Raw genomic sequence first — 19,028 nt, 5'->3', positions numbered from 1 at the left:
ACTACTGCGGCTGCGCCGCCTCCCGCGCCTCGCGCCGGTTGTCGCGGAAGGTGTTCACCCTGCGCGCCGTCGCGAAGAGCGGGATCACCGCGCCCAGGACCACCTGGAGCGCGCAGCCCGTCTGGAGGAGGAGCTCGCCGCCGGGCGCGTCGAACGCCCACGCGGCCAGCAGGCCCATGCTGAGCACGATCCAGCTGAGCATGGCCACCGCCAGCGGCCCGCGCGGCTTGGGGTACTCGACCCGGCTGACCATCAGCCACGCCACGCCCATGATCGCGAGCAGCGTCGGGACGAAGGGCAGCTCCAGCAGCACGATCGAGACCACCGTGAGCGCCCCGAAGGGGCTCGGCATGCCCTGGAAGATGCCGTCCCGCATCGGCACACAGGAGAAGCGCGCCAGGCGCAGGACGACGGCGAGCAGCACCACGATCGCGGCGACCGCCGAGACGCGCTGGTGGGCGTCGTCGGCGACCATGCCCCAGACGACCACGAAGTACGCGGGCGCCAGGCCGAAGCTGATCAGGTCGGACAGGTTGTCCAGCTCCGCGCCCATCGCCGAGCTGCGCAGCTTGCGCGCCACGAGCCCGTCGAAGAGGTCGAAGACGGACGCCAGCAGCATCAGTATCACGGCCGTGGCCGCGCTGTGGCGGGCCATTCCGCCGTCCTCGTTCCCCGTGAGGTGGGGGATGAGGACGCCGGTGGTGGTGAAGTAGACCGCCATGAAGCCGCAGATCGCGTTGCCCAGGGTGAGGGTGTCCGCTATCGACAGCCGGGTGGACAGCGGCATGGGGTCCGTGTCCTCGGTCTCCGCCTCGGGAACCCAGGCGGCCTGTGTGTCCGGATCAATCACGGTCAAGACGTGTCACCCCTGCCGTGGTGGCCTGGCCGACCTCGACCGCGATCTCGACGCCCTCGGGGAGGTAGATGTCGACTCGCGAACCGAAGCGGATCAGGCCGATCCGATCGCCTTGCTCCACCTTGGTGTCGGCCCCCACGTAGGGGACGATGCGGCGGGCGACGGCACCGGCGATCTGGACCATCTCGATGTCACCGAGCTCCGTGTCGAAGTGCCAGACGACACGCTCGTTGTTCTCGCTCTCCTTGTTGAAGGCCGGCACGAATCCACCCGGGATGTGCTCGACCGACGTCACCGTGCCGGCCAGCGGCGCGCGGTTGACGTGGACGTTGAGCGGGCTCATGAAGATCGCGACGCGGGTTCGTCCGTCCTTCCAGGGCATGATGCTCTGCACCACGCCGTCGGCCGGGGAGATCACCCGGCCCTGGCCGATCTCACGATCGGGGTCGCGGAAGAACCACAGCATGCCGGCCGCGAGAGCGGTGGTGGGTACGGCCAGCGCAGCCCAGCGTCCGGAGCGGCGGGCCTTGGTGAGGCTGACGGCCGCCGTGGCGACGGTCGGCAGGAGCCACGGCGATGCTCCGCGCGCGAGGCGAACACCGCGGAGGCTGTCGCGAGGTGCAGAGGAAGAGCTGTGGGGCATGGGTGACCTTCGTAGCGGAGGGTGCCGCATAACGATCGGGGGACGGCGGCTTTCCGGGGATGCTATCGGTTGCGGGCGGCAACTGGCTAAGCGCCAAGGCCAGTCGATGGCCGAACCGCGACTACAGGGTGTGATCTTCTTCTCTGCACCATCACCGCCATCTCACCGTAAATGGGACTTAATCCCCGGTCAACCCCCGTCTCGGCCCTGAATCCGGTACTCCTCCAGCAGCCGGCGCCCGATGATCATTTTCTGGATCTCGGCCGTGCCTTCGCCTATCAGGAGCATCGGGGCCTCGCGGTAGAGCCGCTCGATCTCGTACTCCTTGGAGAAGCCGTAGCCGCCGTGGATGCGGAACGCGTCCTCGACGACCTCCTTGCAGTACTCCGAGGCCAGATACTTCGCCATGCCGGCCTCGAGGTCGTTGCGCTGCCCCGAATCCTTCTTCCGGGCCGCATTGACCATCATCGCATGGGCCGCTTCGACCTTTGTCCCCATTTCGGCAAGCTTGAACTGAATTGCCTGATGCTGTGCGATGGGTTTTCCAAAGGTGTGACGTTGCTGTGCGTAGGAGACACCCAGTTCGAACGCACGCTGTGCGACGCCGCAGCCACGGGCCGCCACATTGACCCGGCCGACCTCGACGCCGTCCATCATCTGGTAGAAGCCGCGGCCGGTGGCGCCGCCCAGCACCCGGTCCGCCGGGAGGCGCAGCCCGTCCATGATCAGCTCGGTGGTGTCGACCCCCTTGTAGCCCATCTTCTCGATCTTGCCGGGGATGGTCAGCCCCGGCTTGACCTGACCGAAGCCGGGCTCCTTCTCGATCAGGAAGGTGGTCATCGACCTGTGCGGGGCCGTCCCCTCGGGATGCCCCTCGTCCGTCCGGACCAGCACGGCCACCAGCGTCGACGAGCCGCCGTTGGTCAGCCACATCTTCTGGCCGGTCAGGACGTAGTCGTCGCCGTCGCGCACCGCCTTGGACGTGATCGCCGACACATCCGAGCCCAGGCCCGGCTCCGACATCGAGAACGCGCCCCGCACCTCGCCCGTCGCCATACGCGGCAGGAAGTGGTCCTTCTGTTCCTGGGTGCCGTGCTGCTTGAGCATGTAGGCGACGATGAAATGCGTATTGATGATCCCCGACACACTCATCCAGCCCCGGGCGATCTCCTCGACGCACAGGGCATATGTGAGAAGGGACTCACCCAGCCCCCCGTACTCCTCCGGGATCATCAGCCCGAAAAGCCCGAGTTCCTTGAGGCCCTCCACGATGCGGGTGGGGTACTCGTCGCGGTGCTCCAGCTCGGTCGCGACCGGAATGATCTCCTTGTCGACGAATTCCCGGACCGTGGCGAGAATCTCCCGCTGGACGTCCGTCAGCCCTTCGGTGCGCGCCAGACGGCCCATCTCACTTCTCCCGGATGATCGGCTCGGGGCGGCCGGGCTGCTCCCCGCCGCGCTTGTCGGTGTACTCGGCGGTGGGCACCATCACCTTGCGCCGGAAGACGCAGACCACGGTGCCGTCCTGCTTGTAGCCGATCGTCTCGACATGGACGATCCCGCGGTCGCTCTTCGACCTCGACGGGGTCTTGTCCAGCACCCTGGTCTCGCCGTAGAGGGTGTCGCCGTGGAAGGTCGGCGCGATGTGCCGGAGCGACTCGATCTCCAGATTGGCGATCGCCTTGCCCGAGACGTCGGGTACCGACATGCCCAGCAGCAGGGAGTAGACGTAATTGCCCACCACCACGTTCTTCCCGAAGTCCGTGGTCTCCCCGGCGTAATGGGCGTCCAGGTGCAGCGGGTGGTGGTTCATGGTCAGCAGGCAGAAGAGGTGGTCGTCGTATTCCGTGACCGTTTTCCCGGGCCAGTGCTTGTAGACGTCACCGACCGTGAATTCCTCATAGGTGCGGCCGAACTGCATCGCTCATGCCTCCGGGATCTCGAACACCGAGGTGCGGACCATCCCGGCGGCGCGGCCCTTGCCGGCGACGACGAGCGCCATCTTCCGGCTCGCCTCGTCGATCATCTCGTCGCCGAGCATCGCCGAGCCCTTCTTGCCGCCCGCCTCGGACGTGCACCAGTCGTAGGCGTCCAGGATCAGCTCGGCGTGGTCGTAGTCCTCCTGGGAGGGGGAGAAGACCTCGTTGGCGGCGTCCACCTGGCCGGGGTGGAGCACCCACTTGCCGTCGAAGCCCAGGGCGGCCGCGCGGCCGGCGACCTCGCGGAAGCCGTCCACGTTCTTGATCTGGAGGTAGGGGCCGTCGATCGCCTGGAGGTCGTTGGCACGGGCCGCCATCAGGATGCGCATCAGGATGTAGTGGTAGGCGTCCGCCGGGTAGCCGGGCGGCTGCTCGCCGACCACGAGCGACTTCATGTTGATGGACGCCATGAAGTCCGCCGGCCCGAAGACGATCGTCTCCAGGCGGGGCGAGGCGGCCGCGATCGCGTCCACGTTCACCAGGCCCTTGGCGTTCTCGATCTGCGCCTCGATGCCGATGCGCCCGGTCTCGAAGCCCATGGTCTTCTCGATCTGGGTGAGCAGCAGGTCCAGGGCCACGATCTGCTGGGCGTCCTGCACCTTGGGCAGCATGATGCAGTCCAGGTTGGGCCCCGCCCCCTCGACGACCGTGATCACGTCGCGGTACGTCCAGTGGGTGGTCCAGTCGTTGACCCGCACGACCCGGGTCTTGCCCGTCCAGTCGCCCTTGTTCAGCGCGTCGACGACCGTGTGCCGGGCGCCCTCCTTGGCCAGCGGGGCGCAGGCGTCCTCCAGGTCCAGGAAGACCTGGTCGACGGGGAGGCCCTGGGCCTTCTCCAGGAAGCGCGGGTTGCTGCCGGGGACGGCGAGGCAGGAGCGGCGCGGGCGGAGACGGTTGCCGGGGGCGGGGGTGGTGCCGGTCATGCGGTGACCTCCAGTGGGTCGAGGCTGTTCGCTTTGCGGATCTCGTCGACGATACGGCCGATGATCTCCGTGATGCCGAAGTCCTTGGGGGTGAAGACGGCCGCGACACCGGCCGCCTTGAGGGCGGTGGCGTCCGCGGACGGGATGATGCCACCGACGATCACGGGTATGTCGTCCGACCCCGCGTCGCGCAGCCGGGCCAGCACGTCGGGGACGAGCTCGGTGTGCGAGCCAGAGAGGATCGACAGGCCCACGCAGTGGACGTCCTCGGCGACGGCCGCCGAGACGATCTGTTCCGGGGTGAGCCGGATGCCCTGGTAGACCACCTCGAAGCCCGCGTCGCGGGCCCGTACGGCGATCTGCTCGGCGCCGTTGGAGTGGCCGTCCAGGCCGGGCTTGCCGACCAGCAGCCGCAGCTTGCCGGTGCCCAGTTCGCCGGCCGTGCGGGCGGCCTTCTCGCGGACGGCCGCGAGCGGGCTGCCCGCCTCGGCGGCCACGGCCAGCGGGGCGCCGCCGACGCCCGTCGGGGCGCGGAACTCGCCGAAGACGTCCCGCAGGGCCCAGGACCACTCGCCGGTGGTGGCGCCCGCCCGGACGCACTCCAGGGTGGCGGCCATCAGGTTCTCCGAGCCGGCCGCGGCCTTCTTCAGCGCCGAGAGGGCCTCCTGGGCGCGGACCTCGTCGCGGTCGTCGCGCCAGGTGTGGAGGGCGGCGACCACACGGGCCTCGTTGGCCGGGTCGACGGTCATGATGGCGGTGTCGAGATCGGCGGTGAGGGGGCTGGGCTCGGTCGCCTCGTAGCAGTTGACCCCGACGATCTTCTCCTCGCCGGACTCGATCCGGGCCCGCCGCTCGGCGTGCGAGGAGACCAGCCGCGCCTTGAGGTAGCCGGACTCCACGGCGGCCATCGCCCCGCCCATCGCCTGGATCCGCTCGATCTCGGCCAGGCACTCGGTGACGAGCCCGTCGACCTTGGCCTCGATCACATGCGAGCCGGCGAAGATGTCCTCGTACTCCAGCAGATCGCTCTCGTGGGCGAGGACCTGCTGGATGCGCAGCGACCACTGCTGGTCCCAGGGGCGGGGCAGGCCCAGCGCCTCGTTCCAGGCGGGCAGCTGCACGGCGCGGGCGCGGGCGTCCTTGGAGAGGGTGACGGCGAGCATCTCCAGCACGATGCGCTGGACGTTGTTCTCCGGCTGGGCCTCGGTCAGCCCCAGGGAGTTGACCTGGACGCCGTAGCGGAAGCGGCGCTGCTTGGGGTTCTCGATGCCGTAGCGCTCCCGGGTGACGCGGTCCCAGATGCGGCCGAAGGCCCGCATCTTGCACATCTCCTCGACGAAGCGGACGCCCGCGTTGACGAAGAAGGAGATGCGGGCGACGACGTCGCCGAAGCGCTCGGCCGGCACCTGGCCGGAGTCCCGGACCGCGTCCAGGACGGCGATGGCCGTGGACATCGCGTAGGCGATCTCCTGGACCGGGGTGGCCCCCGCCTCCTGGAGGTGGTAGCTGCATATGTTGATCGGGTTCCACTTGGGGATGCGGCCCACCGTATAGGCGATCATGTCGGTGGTGAGCCGCAGGGAGGGCCCGGGCGGGAAGACGTGCGTCCCGCGCGAGAGGTACTCCTTGACGATGTCGTTCTGCGTCGTCCCCTGGAGCTCGGCGATGTCGGCACCCTGCTCCTCCGCGACCACCTGGTACAGGGCCAGCAGCCACATGGCGGTGGCGTTGATGGTCATGGAGGTGTTCATCCGCTCCAGCGGGATGTCCTTCAGCAGCCGCCGCATGTCGCCGAGGTGGGCGATGGGGACCCCGACCCGCCCCACCTCGCCGCGGGCGAGGACGTGGTCGGGGTTGTAGCCGGTCTGCGTCGGGAGGTCGAACGCGACCGAGAGGCCGGTCTGGCCCTTGGCGAGGTTGCGCCGGTAGAGCTCGTTGGACGCCTCGGCCGTGGAGTGCCCGGCGTACGTCCGCATCAGCCACGGACGATCCTTCAGACGATCGGTCATATAACGCAGCCGTCTCTTCTAGACGTTACGGAAGAGGTTGATCGCGTCCAGGTGCCGCTCGCGCAGCTCGTGGTCGCGCACGCCCATGCCCTCCTCCGGGGCGAGGCACAGCACGCCGACCTTGCCCTGGTGGAGGTTGCGGTGGACGTCGTACGCCGCCTGGCCGGTCTCGGCCAGGGTGTAGGTCTTGGACAGGGTGGGGTGGATCTTCCCCTTGGCGATCAGGCGGTTGGCCTCCCACGCCTCGCGGTAGTTGGCGAAGTGCGAGCCGACGATCCGCTTCAGCGACATCCACAGGTAGCGGTTGTCGTACTGGTGGTTGAAGCCGGAGGTGGAGGCGCAGGTGACGATGGTGCCGCCCTTGCGCGTGACGTAGACCGACGCGCCGAAGGTCTCCCGGCCGGGGTGCTCGAAGACGATGTCCACGTCCTCGCCGCCGGTGAGTTCGCGGATGCGCTTGCCGAACCGCTTCCACTCGCGCGGGTCCTGCTCGTGCTCGTCCTTCCAGAAGCGGTAGCCCTCGGCGCTGCGGTCGATGACCGCCTCGGCGCCCATCCGCCGGCAGATCTCGGCCTTCTGCTCGCTGGAGACGACACAGATGGGGTTGGCGCCGCCGGCGAGCGCGAACTGGGTGGCGTACGAGCCGAGTCCGCCGCTCGCGCCCCAGATCAGGACGTTGTCGCCCTGCTTCATCCCGGCGCCGTTGCGGGAGACCAGCTGACGGTAGGCCGTGGAGTTGACCAGCCCGGGGGCCGCCGCCTCCTCCCAGCTCAGGTGGTCCGGCTTGGGCATCAGCTGGTTGGACTTCACCAGGGCGATCTCGGCCAGCCCGCCGAAGTTGGTCTCGAAGCCCCAGATGCGCTGTTCCGGGTCGAGCATGGTGTCGTTGTGCCCGTCGGCGGACTCCAGCTCCACGGAGAGGCAGTGGGCGACGACCTCGTCGCCGGGCCGCCAGGCGTTGACGCCGGGCCCGGTGCGCAGCACGACGCCGGCGAGGTCGGAGCCGATGACGTGGTACGGCAGGTCGTGCCGCTTGCCGAGGGGGGAGAGCTTTCCGTAGCGCTCCAGGAAGGCGAAGGTGGACACGGGCTCGAAGATCGAGGTCCACACCGAGTTGTAGTTCACGGAGCTGGCCATGACGGCCACCAGGGCCTCGCCGGGCCCGAGTTCGGGAACGGGGACCGTATCGAGGTGGAGCGACTTGCGGGGGTCCTTCTCCCGGGTGGGGAGCCCGGCGAACATGTCCGCCTCGTCCTTGTGCACGGTCATCGCGCGGTACGACTCGGGCAGGGGGAGCGCGGCGAAGTCCTCGGCGCGGCTGTCGGGCGCGAGGATCGCGTCCAGGATCTGGTTCACGGTTTGCCTCCGGCGAAGCACGTCGTGGGAACGGGCTTGAGGGAACGTCGGGGGTGGAGCACTGCGGGTGGAGCGAGGGGGCGGTGCCGTCGGTCCGGCGGGTGGTGCTCCCGCGCGGGTGGCGCGGAGAAAAGCGATGCCTGGTGACGCAGGCGTCCGGGCGCGCAGCCCGACAGGGTCTGCGGGGACAGCCGGCACACGACGGTGGTCTTCGCGCCGGCCGCCCGGACACCGACAACGTATGGCACCGCGTGCCACTCGACAAGACACTGCGTGCCAACAATTTCTCTCAGATGTCATCCGGAGGGCACGGATGAGCAACAATGGCCACCCCAAAGGGGTGGCCATTGTGGTGAGTTGTCGGGATTTTTCCTATGTCTTCTTGAGTGCCTTCTCGATCGCGCGCATGACCTCGTCCAGCGGCGCGTCCGTCCGGGCCACCGTCACCAGCACCTCGCCCTCGGTCCGCGCCGAGGCGGCCGGGGTCTCCTCCTGGGCGGCCCGGCCGGCGCCGATGCCCGTGCCGAACGTCTCCCGCACGATGGCGAAGGCGTGGTCGAGCTGGACCTCCAGATCGCCCTGGGCGCCCCCGCGCAGCCAGCGGCGCAGTACGTGGTTGTGCGCGGTGACCACCGCCGAGGCGGCGACCTCCGCCAGCAGCGGGTCGTCGTCCCCGGCGTGGTGCGCCGCCTCGTCGAAGTGGCCCAGCAGATAGCGGGTGAACAGCCGCTCGTAGCGGGCCACCGAGGCGATCTCGCGCTCGCGCAGCGCGGGTACCTCACGGGTCAGCCGGTAGCGCTCGACGGAGACGGCGGGGGAGGCCGCGTACATCCGCATCACCTCCTTGATCCCCCGGCAGACGGTGTCCAGCGGGTTCTCGTGCGGTGGTGCGGCGTCCAGCACGCCGGCGGCACGGACGAGCGTGTCGTCGTGGTCGGGGAAGATCGCCTCTTCCTTGGAGCGGAAATGGCGGAAGAACGTGCGCCGGGCCACCCCGGCCGTGGCCGCGATCTCGTCGACGGTCGTCCCCTCGTAGCCCTTGGACGCGAACAACTCCATCGCCGCCGCGGCCAGTTTGCGGCGCATGGTGAGCCGCTGGGCGGCGGCGCGGCGGGCGCCGGGGCTCCCGGCGCCGGTCTCTCGGTGGCCCTTGGCGGCCTTCGGGCCCGGGGCTCCTCCTGACTCGATGGTGGCCCCGCGCGGTACGCGGGCGGACTTGGCGGGCTGGGACATGTGGGGAACGTAACACGCGTCCGTATGGGTGTGGCGGGACGGACCTCCCCCGGCTACCGCCGGGAGGTGCCCCCAGGGTTCGAGCAGTCCGCCCCACCCCGCCCCCTCACCGGGCACCGGCCGGTCAGGCCTTCGCGTACTCGCGGAAGCCGCGACCGGTCTTGCGACCCAGGCAGCCCGCCGCCACCAGGTGCTCCAGCAGCGGCGCCGGCGCCAGCCCCGGATCCCGGAACTCGCGGTGCAGCACCTTCTCGATGGCCAGGGAGACGTCCAGGCCCACGACGTCGAGGAGTTCGAACGGACCCATCGGATAGCCGCCGCCGAGCCGCATCGCCGCGTCGATCTCGTCCAGCGAGGCGTAGTGCTCCTGGACCATCTTGACCGCGTTGTTCAGATACGGGAACAGCAGGGCGTTGACGATGAAGCCGGCCCGGTCCCCGCAGTCCACCGGGTGCTTGCGGACCCGGGCGCACACCGCGCGGACCGTGGCGTGGACGTCGTCGGCGGTCAGCACCGTCCGCACCACCTCGACCAGCTTCATCGCCGGCGCCGGGTTGAAGAAGTGCATCCCGATGACGTCCTGCGGACGCGAGGTGGCACGGGCACAGGCGACGACCGGCAGCGAGGAGGTGGTGGTGGCCAGCACCGCGCCCGGCTTCACGACCTTGTCCAGCGCGCCGAACAGCTCCCGCTTGACGTCCAGGTCCTCCGCCACCGCCTCCACGGCCAGGTCCACCTCGGCCAGCGCGTCCAGCGAGCCCGCCGGGGTCACGGCCGCGAGCGCGGCGTCCCGCTCCCCGGCCGTCATCCGCCCCTTCGTCACCGCGCGCGCCAGCGACTTCGCGATCCGGGCCTTGGCCGCCTCCGCCTTCTCGGGCGTCCGCGCCACCAGCACCACCGGCAGGCCCGCCTTGGCGAAGACCTCGGCGATGCCGCTCGCCATCGTCCCCGAGCCCACCACACCGACGCGGTCCACCGCGCGCCCCCCGCCGGCCCGGGCGGCGGGCGGGGCGGGGGTGAGCGCGTCCGGCACGACGGCCGAGGAGCCCGGGGCCTCGTAGGTGTAGAAGCCGCGCCCCGCCTTGCGGCCGGTCAGCCCGGCCGCCGCCAGCTGCCCCAGGACCGGCGCGGGCGCGTGCAGCCGGTCCTGCGAGGCGGCGTACATCGCCTCCAGGACCGTACGGGCCGTGTCCACGCCGATCAGGTCCAGCAGCGCGAGCGGCCCCATCGGCAGCCCGCAGCCCAGCCGCATCGCCGCGTCGATGTCCTCGCGGGTGGCGTAGCGCGCCTCGTACATCGCGGCGGCCTGGTTGAGATAGCCGAACAGCAGCCCGTCGGCGACGAATCCGGGCCGGTCGCCCACCGCGACCGGCTCCTTGCCCAGCTCATGGGCCAGATCCGTGACGGCGGTCACGGCGGTGGGGTCGGTGAGCACCGAGGAGACGATCTCCACCAGCCGCATCGCCGGCGCCGGGTTGAAGAAGTGGAGGCCCAGGACCCGCTCCGGGCGCGCCGAGTCGGCGGCCAGCCGGGTCACCGACAGGGCGTTGGTGCCGGTCGCCAGGATCGTGGTGGGGCGCACGACCGCGTCGAGGGCGGTGAACACCTCGTGCTTGAGGTCGTAGTCCTCCGGCACGACCTCGATCACCAGATCGGCGTCGGCGGCCGCGGCCGGGTCGGTGGCGGTCCGGAAGCGGCCGAGCGCGGCCCGGCGCTCGGCCTCGGTGATCCGGCCGCGCTCCACGGCACGGGCGGTGGCGGCCTCCAGCGCCGCGCCGGCCCGCAGGGCGGCCGCGTCACTGACGTCGACGCCGACGACCTCGCGGCCGGCCAGCGTGAGCACTTCGGCGATGCCGGTACCCATCGTGCCGAGCCCGATCACGGCGACGGTCCTGAGAGACTTCGGGCTGAGGTTCGGGCTGAGTTTCGGGCTGAGGGAGGACGGCTCAGAGGTGGACGTACGGTCCATCGCGAGACTCCAGAGGGTGTTCCCCTGCGCGAGGGGAGCGGACGGCGGTCGGCGGCCGCGCACGGGGCGGCGGCCCGGGCTTCCACGAACGGACGAAGGGAGGTCCGCGGAAGGCAGTGGTAAGACCGGCGGGCCCTGTCCCCGGGCCGCGCCGTACTCGGGAAAACCGAACCGACGTCAACGCTGTGGCGGCTGCGTCACCAGGCGCCAGAGCGGGGGGTACTGCTCTTGCCGGGAGATTAACTCACGGGTAACCAAGAGCGCCAGGGGTCGCACGCGCGACTTACGATGTGGCCCAGGCCACTCGGGGAGGAGAGCGGGACATGGACGAAGAGCTCCGCGCGCTGCTGCGCAGGGTCCGGGCCGAACTGGTCTCCCCGGCCGAATTCACGGCCTACGAACGGCTGCTCGCGCTCGTGAAGGCGGACGACGACGCCGCGCGCGACGAACTCGCCGAGGTCCTGGTGGCCCCCGAACGCCCCCTGTGGGCCCGGGAGATCGCCGCCTTCGCCCTCGGCGTCAAGGGCGACCGCCGCGCCTTCGAGACGCTCGTCCTCCTCCTCAACTACCGCGAGCCCGTGCGCTGCGCCACCGCCGCCCACGCCCTCGCCCGGCTGCGCGACCCCCGCACCGCCCGCGCCGCCGCCGCCCTCGTCACCAACCCCCTGCGCACCGCCTACGCCCTCCACCCCGTCCGGCTGCTCACCGAACTGCGCGCCCCCGAGTCCGTACCCGCGCTGCTCACCACCCTGGAGCGGCTGCTGGCGGCCCGCGACCACTGCTGGCCGATCGCCCGCGCCTGCGTCGAGGGCCTGGGCACCCTCGGCGACCGCCGGGCCGAGGCCACGCTCGTCACCGCCCGCGAACACGAACGGCTGCGCCCGGCCGCCGTCGCCGCCCTGTCCCGGCTGACCGGGCGCGGCGGCGGGGCTCAGGGGGCCCGGACCGGGTCCAGTACGTAGCGGACCTCCGGCACGGCCGTCCCGGCGTAGTCGTCCGACCGTTCGGCGCCGTCGGGCCGGCAGCCGGCGCGCTCGTAGAAACGACGGGCGCGCGCGTTGTCCTTCGCGACCCACAGCACCATGCGCGTGCCCTCGCGCCCCGCGAGCTCCCGCAGTCCCGCCAGCGCAGCGGTCCACAGTGCCCGGCCGATGCCGGTGCCGATCAGGCCGGGGCGGATGTAGAGCGCGTACAACTCGCCCGAGCCGGGCGGCTGGCCGGCGTCGCGGCAATACCCGAAGCAGACCCAGCCGACGACGGCTCCCGCCGTCTCGGCCACCGCGTTCACCGCCGGTTCGCTCCCCGAGGTCGGCCGCTCGCGGTGCGCCGCCGCGTTCGCCACCGGGTCCATCGCGTCCAGATACGCCCGCGGGACGATCCCCGCGTACGCCGTCCGCCAGCCGCTCACCCGGATCTCCGCCACCGCGTCCGTGTCGGCGACGGTCATCGTCCGTATGGTCACCATGTGCGGAGGTTAGTGCGGGCCGCCGTCGGACGGCCCCGGATTTTGGGTGGTCGCGCCGAGGTGATTGGCTTTGCGCGCACCCGCGGTAAGCGGCAAGACAGCACTTCTTTCAACGTCCCGGAGGACTAGCCATGGGTCAGGTCGAGGCCACGACGGAGCGGATCATCGCGGCAGGCGCGGAGGACGTGTTCGACGCCCTCGCCGACTACAGCGGCACGCGCGCCAAGCTGCTGCCCGAGCACTTCAGCGAATACGAGGTGCGCGAGGGCGGCGACGGCAAGGGCACGCTCGTGCACTGGAAGCTCCAGGCCACCAGCAAGCGGGTGCGCGACTGCCTCCTGGAGGTCGACGAGCCCACCGACGGACAGCTCGTGGAGAAGGACCGCAACTCCTCCATGGTCACCACCTGGACCGTCACCCCCGCCGGCGAGGGCAGCTCCAAGGTCGTCGTCACCACCACCTGGCAGGGCGCCGGCGGCATCGGCGGCTTCTTCGAGCGCGCCTTCGCCCCCAAGGGCCTCGGCCGTATCTACGACGCCGTGCTCGCCCGTCTCGCCGCCGAGGTGGAGGGCGGGCCCAGCGCGGCTTGACGCGCGGGCCGAACGGGACCGCCCGGACCGGACCGGTCCGGGCTCACCGGTTCGAGTGGTTTTCCCGGCCCGGCCACGCTGTGCCCAAACCGCCTCCGACCGGCAGAAAGTGCCGTGCCGGGCGCTCCCCGACAAATCGTCGCGCTTGCTGGCCGTTGTCGCGTAATGCGAGAAATGGGCGGCAACGCAGGCGCGACGACGGGAGTAGTTACGTGGGCGGGTCCACCTTCGAGGCCACCTTGGAGAAGAGCGACAGGACGCTCACCCTGCCCCCCTCGCCACCGGCCCCGGCCGATCCGCTCCCCGGGGCCGGGCGGGCCCGGGTGCGGCTCGTCTTCGCCGGCCTGATGCTCACGCTGCTGCTCGCGGCGCTGGACCAGACCGTCGTCGCCACCGCCCTGCCGAGGATCGCCGGAGAGCTCCACGGCCTCGACCGGATGTCCTGGGCGGTCACGGCCTATCTGCTGACCTCCACGATCGCCCTTCCGCTCCACGGCAAGCTGGGCGATCTCCTGGGCCGCAAGACCGTCTTCCTCTTCGCGATCGCCCTCTTCGTGACCGGCTCCGCCCTCGCCGGCTGGTCGCACACCATGGACCAGCTCATCGCCTTCCGCGCGATCCAGGGCGTGGGCGCCGGCGGGCTGGTGATCGGCGTCCAGGCCGTCGTCGCCGACCTCGTCCCGCCCCGGGAACGCGGCCGCTACATGGGCGTCATCAGCGCCGCCTACGGACTCGCCTCGGTCGCCGGCCCCCTGCTCGGCGGCTTCTTCACCGACCGGGCCTCCTGGCGCTGGTGCTTCTACGTCAACGTCCCCTTCGGGCTGATCACCCTCGCCGTCGTCGCCGGCGCCCTCCGGCTGCCCCGGCCCGTGCGCCGGGCCCGTTTCGACGTCCTGGGGGCGCTGCTGCTGACGGCCTGCTCGACCTGCGTCGTGCTGCTCACCACCTGGGGCGGCACCACCTACGCCTGGTCCTCCCGGACCGTCCTCGGCCTGGCCGCCGGCGCGCTCGGCACCGCCCTGCTCTTCGTCATGGTCGAGCACTTCGCCGCCGAACCCATCATCCCTCCGCACCTCTTCCGGGACTCCGTCTTCACCGTCACCGCGCTCGTCGGCGCGGTAACCGGGGTGGCCCTCTTCGGCGCGGCCGGTTATCTGCCCACGTTTCTCCAGATGGTCGACGGCGTGGGGGCCACCGAGTCCGGGCTGCTGATGCTGCCCATGATGGGCGGCATCGTCGTCGCCTCGCTCGTCGCCGGCCACCTCATCAGCCGAACGGGCCACTACAAGCTCCTGCCCATCCTCGGCGGCGCGCTCTCCGCCGAGGGCATGTACCTGCTCTCCCACCTGGACGTCCAGACCGGCCGGCTGGTCTACAGCCTCTGGATGGCCATCCTCGGCGTCGGCATCGGCCTCGCCCTCCCCGTCCTCGTCCTGGCCGTGCAGAACTCCACGCACCCCGCCGACCTCGGCACCGCCACGGGCGCCCACAACTACTTCCGGCAGATCGGCGGCTCGGTCGGCGCGGCCGTCTTCGGCACCCTCTTCGCCCGCCGCCTGGAGCACGCGCTCGCCGCCGAACTGCCGCCCCGCACCGGGCTCCCGGCCCCGGACGCCCTCACCCCCCAGCTGGTGCACGCCCTGCCCGCCCCGCTGCGCGACGGCTACATCCGGGCCTACGCCGACGCCATGCCGTGGATCTTCCTCTACCTCGTACCGGTGCTCATCGTGGGCTTTTTGCTCGCCTTCCTGCTGAAAGAGAAACCACTGGTGTCCCACAACGCAGCCGAAGCCGCCATCCCCTCCGCGCGCACCGTCCTCCCCCCGGCCGAGCCCCCGCACTTCGTCGCGGGCATCCCGGTGACCGGCGCCGTCCAGCACCACGACGGCACCACCGTGCCGCGCGCCGCGCTCACCCTCATCGACATCCAGGGCCGCCAGATCGGCCGCGGCGCCAGCGGGGAGGACGGCCGGTACGCGCTGAGCACGCCCGGCACCGGCAGCTACGTACTGATCGCCGCCGCCGGCGGCCACCAGCCGCAGGCCGTCACCGTGACGGTCGGGGAGCGGCCCGTCGAGCTCGACGTCGTCCTCGGCGGCGCCGGACGGCTGGCCGGCACCGTCTCCACCGCCGACGGCACCCCGGTGCGCGAGGCGCTCGTCACCCTGACCAATGTCCACGGCGAGGTCGTCGCCTCCACCCGGACCGGACCCGACGGCGGCTACGTCATCGACGAACTCGTCGCCGGCGAGTACACCCTCGCGTGCAGCGCCCCCGCCTTCCGGCCCGCCGCCCTGCCCGTGAGCGTCCAGTCCGCCCGGGAGACCCGCCAGGACATCGAACTCGCGGGCGGCGCCGTCCTGCGCGGCACCGTACGGGCCAGCGGCGGCCGGCCCGTCGAGGACGCCCGCGTCACCCTGCTGGACGCCGCGGGCAACGTCGTGGACTCCGCCATCACCGGCGCCGACGGCACCTTCCGCTTCGTGGACCTCTCCGCGGGCGAGTACACGGTCGTCGCCGCCGGCTACCCGCCCGTCGCCACCGTCCTCCAGGTCGCGGGCGGCGGCCGCACCGAACGGGACCTCCAGCTGGGGCACGCCGACTGACGGCACCGGGCCGCGCCGGACCGTACAGGCACCGGAAACGACGGATTGAGCACACCGGTTCAGGGGAAGGCGCACCCCCGGCGGGGGTGAACACGCCCCGGCGCACGACCTCTTCACCGAATACCGCCCACCCGGTCCTCCCGGGGCCTACCGTGGAGGACGGTGGCGAAGATCTGGCGTACGTGTACGAAGGAGCAACCGCCCATGGAGCCTGGCACGCCGGAGTCCGCCCCCGCGTGGCGACGGCCCGTTCCCGGGCGGATCCCGCTCGCCGTGGCCGTGGTCGGCGCCGCGGGGCTGGTGACCCACTGGAGCTCGGGAGCGAGCCGGTTGTTCGGGCACGGCAAGGAGGAGGCCCTGAGCCGCCCCGCCGGGGACCTCATGCCCATATGCGGCGCGTTCTCCGGGCTGCCCGGCCACCCCAGCTCCGGCCGGGCCCGCTGCGACGTCCCCGGGCGCGGCCGGATCGACGTGCTCTGGTGGGCCTACCCCCTGATCGACTGCGGCACCGCACGGCTCCTCGTGCTCGCGGCCGAGGACGAGCCGGGCGGGGCGGGCCCGGATCGTACGCGGGATGGCCGCGCCGGCCGTGAACTGACCGCGCCAGGATTCGCCCCGCACACCGCCTTCCCCGACGCCGGTGAGCTCGCCCGGCGCCTCCCCGACATCCTGCCCGCCATGGGGCCCGCGACGAGCGGACGCATCGTCTCCCAGGTACTGGAACTGGGCTATCCCGTCCTGGAGTTCAACCGGCTCCACCAGGTGCCCGTCACCCCGGACTGGGGCGTGCCCCGGCGCGCCGAGCGCCGGTCCGGACACGCCCGGGCGGCGCGGGCGGCCACGGCGGGGGAGCCCGGCAGAGCCACGGCCGACGCGCCCGCCGCCGGTTCAGCCGGTCTGGACGCCGTTTCCTTACCCGACCTCGAACACGCCGCCGTGCGCGAGCGGTTGGAGTTCCTCAACGAGGTCAGCGGCAGCATCGGTACTTCCCTGGACCTGGAGCGCACCATCCGCGAGGTCACCAGCGCGGCCGTACCGCGCTTCACGGACTTCGCCGGGACGCACCTGCGCGCCGCCGTCCTCGCGGGCGAGGGCTTCCCCGACGGGCCGCCCGACGTCACCACCGTCTGGCACCGCGTCTGGGTCGAGCACAACGACGAGCCGGGCCGCTGGGACGACACCGTGCCCGTCGGCGAGGCCATCGCCTTCCCCGAGCACACCCCGTTCTTCCGGTGCATGGTCACCGGCGAGCCCGTGCTGATCCCCCGGATCGGCGAGGAGCTCGGCGACCGGATCTCCGCCCAGTTCGAGAAGCGGGACCTGCGGCCCCTCATCAACGAGCGCTCCCTGCTCGTGGTGCCCCTCAAGGCCCGGAACGTCGTCCTCGGCTTCATGGTGCTCCTGCGCCGCGCCGACCGCTCGCCCTTCGACGACATGGACCGCACCACCGGCGCCGAACTCGCCGCCCGTGCCGGGCTCGTCCTCGACAACGCCCGGATGTACACCCACCAGGAGAACGTCGCCGACACCCTCCAGGACAGCATGCTGCCGCAGCTCACCCCGCGCATGCCGGGCTGCGACACCGCCACCCGCTATCTGCCCGGCACCCGCCTGGGCCGGGTCGGCGGCGACTGGTTCGACAGCATCAAGCTCCCCGGCTCCCGCACCGCCCTCGTCGTCGGCGACGTCATGGGCCACGGCCTCCACTCCGCCGCCATGATGGGCCAGCTGCGCACCGCCGTGCAGACCATGGCGGCCCTCGACCTGCCGCCCGGGCAGCTGCTGCGCCGCCTCGACGACCTCGCCCAGCGGCTCGGCGAGCACTATCTGGCCACCTGTCTGTACGCGGTCTACGACCCCATCCGCTCCGAGCTGACCATAGGCAACGCAGGGCACATCCCGCCGGTGCTCGTCCGGGCCGAGGACGGGCGCAGCCGGCTGCTGGAACTGCCCACCGGAGCGCCCATCGGCGTGGGCGGGGTGCCCTTCGAGACGGCGACGGTCCGGGTGGCCCCCGGGGACCGGCTGGTGCTGTGCACCGACGGTCTGGTGGAGGTGCGCGGCCAGGACATCGGCGCGGGCCTGGCCGCGCTGTGCGAGTCCGCCGCCCATCCCGCCGCGTCCATGGACGACGCCTGCGACACCATCATCCGCGCCCTCAACACCCATGGCGGCCGCGACGACGACGTGGCCCTGCTCATGGCCCGCCTCAACGGCATCCCGCCCGCCCACGTGGCCGAGTGGGAGCTGGCGCCCGAGCCCCACGAGGTGCCCCGCGCCCGGCGGCTGGTGCGTGAACAGCTCGCCGCCTGGGGGCTGGACGAGGCGGTGGCGACGGCGGAGACCCTGGCCGGCGAGGTCGTCGGCAATGCCGTCCGGCACGCCCGCACCTGCCGGGTGGGGCTGCGCCTGGTGCGGACGGACGTGCTGCTGTGCGAGGTCACGGACGACGACCACACGCTCCCGGCCCTGCTGAGCATCGGAGAGGAGGACGAATACGGGCGCGGGTTGCGGGTAGTGAGTGCTCTGGCGCACGAATGGGGCGCCAGTCACTCGGGACGGGGGAAGACGGTGTGGTTCGAGCAGCCGCTGGTGCGCCCATGAGTGTGACGGAACGTTACTTGAACGCGTGGGAGGGCTACTGGTGCGCCTCCTCCGGGGTGCCGGGCGAGGCGATCTGGGACTCCGAGCCGGAGACCGCGGCCGAGGCGCATCCGGCGCTGCTCGCGCTCCCCGCGGAACTCCCGCTGCCCGTCGTCGACCTGGGCTGCGGCAACGGCACCCGGACCCGCTGGCTGGCCGGGCACTTTCCGCGCGCGATCGGCGTCGACCTGTCCCGGGCGGCGGTGGAGCACGCCCGCCGCGCGGACCCGGAGGGGCTCGCCGCGTACGAGCGGCTGGACCTGGTGGACACGGCGGCGGTCCGGGCGCTCCACGAGCGGCTGGGCGACAGCCATGTGTATCTGCGGGCGGTCATCCACCAGAGCGACTCCGAGGACCGGCCGGCCGTCGCGGCGGCGGTCGCGGAGCTCGTCGGCGCGCGGGGCCGGGCCTTCGTGGTGGAGCTCGAACCGGCCGCCAAGGACGTCATCGAGGAGGCGGCCGGGGCCTCCGGCGGCTCCGGTGGCACCGGCGGCACGGCGGAGAAGTTCCGGCGCGTCTTCGAGCACGACCTGCGGCCGGCCGCCGCGTCCGGCGGCGAGGTGGCCGGGCTGCTGCGCGGGGCGGGGCTCGCGATCCGCGCCGAGGGGGCGACGGAGCTGGCCATGACCGGCTTCCACACGGACGGCAGGCGGATCCTGCTGCCGGCCCACTGGTTCGTGGTGAGCCGCGCTGGATCACCGGCCGAGGGAGACGGCTGAGCACGGCCGGGGGAGACGGCTGAGCAGCCTGGGCCGC

General features: G+C 71.7%; 15 protein-coding genes. 5 read left to right on the top strand and 10 right to left on the bottom strand.

The genetic code is table 11. The features are described 5' to 3' along the window. Nucleotide 1: 1 nt before the first annotated feature. The 9 genes from pssA to AB0E98_RS04060 all read right to left on the bottom strand — a co-directional run bounded on the left by pssA (nt 2) and on the right by AB0E98_RS04060 (nt 10,968). Complete coding sequence (gene pssA, locus AB0E98_RS04100; protein ID WP_311609209.1) at nt 2-856, bottom strand: CDP-diacylglycerol--serine O-phosphatidyltransferase; 855 nt, start codon at nt 854-856, stop codon at nt 2-4. Further along, nucleotides 843-1,499, bottom strand: coding sequence for a phosphatidylserine decarboxylase (locus AB0E98_RS04095; RefSeq protein WP_311609211.1), 657 nt, complete (start codon nt 1,497-1,499; stop codon nt 843-845). Before AB0E98_RS04095 ends, pssA begins: the two co-directional genes overlap by 14 nt. Nucleotides 1,500-1,688: 189 nt before the next feature. Further along, nucleotides 1,689-2,906, bottom strand: a complete 1,218-nt coding sequence (locus AB0E98_RS04090; protein WP_361698367.1) for an acyl-CoA dehydrogenase family protein — start codon at nt 2,904-2,906, stop codon at nt 1,689-1,691. 1 nt (nt 2,907) lies between these two features. Then, on the bottom strand, nt 2,908-3,420 hold the full coding sequence (locus AB0E98_RS04085; RefSeq protein ID WP_361698365.1) for a MaoC family dehydratase: 513 nt from the start codon (nt 3,418-3,420) through the stop codon (nt 2,908-2,910). Nucleotides 3,421-3,423: 3 nt separating this feature from the next. Beyond that, on the bottom strand, nt 3,424-4,401 hold the full coding sequence (locus AB0E98_RS04080) for a CoA ester lyase (RefSeq protein WP_311609231.1): 978 nt from the start codon (nt 4,399-4,401) through the stop codon (nt 3,424-3,426). Then, nucleotides 4,398-6,410 (bottom strand): protein meaA, encoded by a 2,013-nt coding sequence (locus AB0E98_RS04075; RefSeq protein WP_361698363.1) that lies wholly within the window; start codon nt 6,408-6,410, stop codon nt 4,398-4,400. Before AB0E98_RS04075 ends, AB0E98_RS04080 begins: the two co-directional genes overlap by 4 nt. 18 nt (nt 6,411-6,428) lie before the next feature. Further along, nucleotides 6,429-7,766 (bottom strand): crotonyl-CoA carboxylase/reductase, encoded by a 1,338-nt coding sequence (gene ccrA / locus AB0E98_RS04070; RefSeq protein ID WP_361698361.1) that lies wholly within the window; start codon nt 7,764-7,766, stop codon nt 6,429-6,431. Between the two features lie 372 nt (nt 7,767-8,138). Further along, nucleotides 8,139-8,999 (bottom strand): TetR family transcriptional regulator, encoded by an 861-nt coding sequence (locus tag AB0E98_RS04065; protein WP_361698359.1) that lies wholly within the window; start codon nt 8,997-8,999, stop codon nt 8,139-8,141. Nucleotides 9,000-9,123: 124 nt separating this feature from the next. Beyond that, nucleotides 9,124-10,968: a 3-hydroxybutyryl-CoA dehydrogenase gene (locus tag AB0E98_RS04060; protein WP_361698357.1), complete on the bottom strand. Its 1,845-nt coding sequence runs from the start codon at nt 10,966-10,968 to the stop codon at nt 9,124-9,126. Between the two features lie 323 nt (nt 10,969-11,291). On the opposite strand from AB0E98_RS04060, the gene AB0E98_RS04055 reads away from it, so the two are divergent. Beyond that, nucleotides 11,292-11,930 carry a HEAT repeat domain-containing protein gene (locus tag AB0E98_RS04055; RefSeq protein WP_361698355.1) on the top strand — a complete coding sequence of 213 codons (639 nt, stop codon included), beginning with the start codon at nt 11,292-11,294 and terminating at the stop codon, nt 11,928-11,930. Here the strand turns inward: AB0E98_RS04055 and AB0E98_RS04050 are convergent. Further along, nucleotides 11,900-12,433, bottom strand: a complete 534-nt coding sequence (locus AB0E98_RS04050; protein ID WP_361698353.1) for a GNAT family N-acetyltransferase — start codon at nt 12,431-12,433, stop codon at nt 11,900-11,902. The genes AB0E98_RS04055 and AB0E98_RS04050 overlap by 31 nt on opposite strands. A gap of 131 nt (nt 12,434-12,564) precedes the next feature. Here AB0E98_RS04050 and AB0E98_RS04045 point away from each other — a divergent pair, with 131 nt between their 5' ends. From AB0E98_RS04045 to AB0E98_RS04030, 4 genes are all read left to right on the top strand, one after another. Next, entirely contained in the window at nt 12,565-13,023 is a 459-nt protein-coding gene (locus tag AB0E98_RS04045) for an SRPBCC family protein (RefSeq protein ID WP_361698351.1), read from the top strand. Between the two features lie 266 nt (nt 13,024-13,289). Then, the gene (locus AB0E98_RS04040; protein WP_361699316.1) at nt 13,290-15,629 is read left to right on the top strand and encodes an MFS transporter; all 2,340 of its coding nucleotides are present in this window, start codon (nt 13,290-13,292) and stop codon (nt 15,627-15,629) included. 204 nt (nt 15,630-15,833) lie between these two features. Beyond that, on the top strand, nt 15,834-18,233 hold the full coding sequence (locus AB0E98_RS04035; RefSeq protein ID WP_361698349.1) for a SpoIIE family protein phosphatase: 2,400 nt from the start codon (nt 15,834-15,836) through the stop codon (nt 18,231-18,233). Further along, on the top strand, nt 18,230-18,991 hold the full coding sequence (locus AB0E98_RS04030) for a class I SAM-dependent methyltransferase (protein WP_361698347.1): 762 nt from the start codon (nt 18,230-18,232) through the stop codon (nt 18,989-18,991). Before AB0E98_RS04035 ends, AB0E98_RS04030 begins: the two co-directional genes overlap by 4 nt. Nucleotides 18,992-19,028 lie beyond the last annotated feature (37 nt).

This window comes from Streptomyces sp. NPDC037389 (assembly GCF_040636475.1).
Lineage (GTDB): Bacteria > Actinomycetota > Actinomycetes > Streptomycetales > Streptomycetaceae > Streptomyces > Streptomyces hesseae.
Note: the sequence above shows the minus strand (reverse complement) of the source record. Positions and strands in the feature narration are given on the sequence as shown.

Coding starts and splice junctions, on each gene's coding strand:
- AB0E98_RS04050 (WP_361698353.1), bottom strand. CDS start 12,433: ATGGTGACCATACGGACGATGACCGTCGCCGACACGGACGCGGTGGCG.
- AB0E98_RS04055 (WP_361698355.1), top strand. CDS start 11,292: ATGGACGAAGAGCTCCGCGCGCTGCTGCGCAGGGTCCGGGCCGAACTG.
- AB0E98_RS04090 (WP_361698367.1), bottom strand. CDS start 2,906: ATGGGCCGTCTGGCGCGCACCGAAGGGCTGACGGACGTCCAGCGGGAG.
- AB0E98_RS04080 (WP_311609231.1), bottom strand. CDS start 4,401: ATGACCGGCACCACCCCCGCCCCCGGCAACCGTCTCCGCCCGCGCCGC.
- AB0E98_RS04060 (WP_361698357.1), bottom strand. CDS start 10,968: ATGGACCGTACGTCCACCTCTGAGCCGTCCTCCCTCAGCCCGAAACTC.
- AB0E98_RS04075 (WP_361698363.1), bottom strand. CDS start 6,410: ATGACCGATCGTCTGAAGGATCGTCCGTGGCTGATGCGGACGTACGCC.
- AB0E98_RS04045 (WP_361698351.1), top strand. CDS start 12,565: ATGGGTCAGGTCGAGGCCACGACGGAGCGGATCATCGCGGCAGGCGCG.
- AB0E98_RS04095 (WP_311609211.1), bottom strand. CDS start 1,499: ATGCCCCACAGCTCTTCCTCTGCACCTCGCGACAGCCTCCGCGGTGTT.
- AB0E98_RS04065 (WP_361698359.1), bottom strand. CDS start 8,999: ATGTCCCAGCCCGCCAAGTCCGCCCGCGTACCGCGCGGGGCCACCATC.
- AB0E98_RS04035 (WP_361698349.1), top strand. CDS start 15,834: ATGGAGCCTGGCACGCCGGAGTCCGCCCCCGCGTGGCGACGGCCCGTT.
- AB0E98_RS04030 (WP_361698347.1), top strand. CDS start 18,230: ATGAGTGTGACGGAACGTTACTTGAACGCGTGGGAGGGCTACTGGTGC.
- AB0E98_RS04085 (WP_361698365.1), bottom strand. CDS start 3,420: ATGCAGTTCGGCCGCACCTATGAGGAATTCACGGTCGGTGACGTCTAC.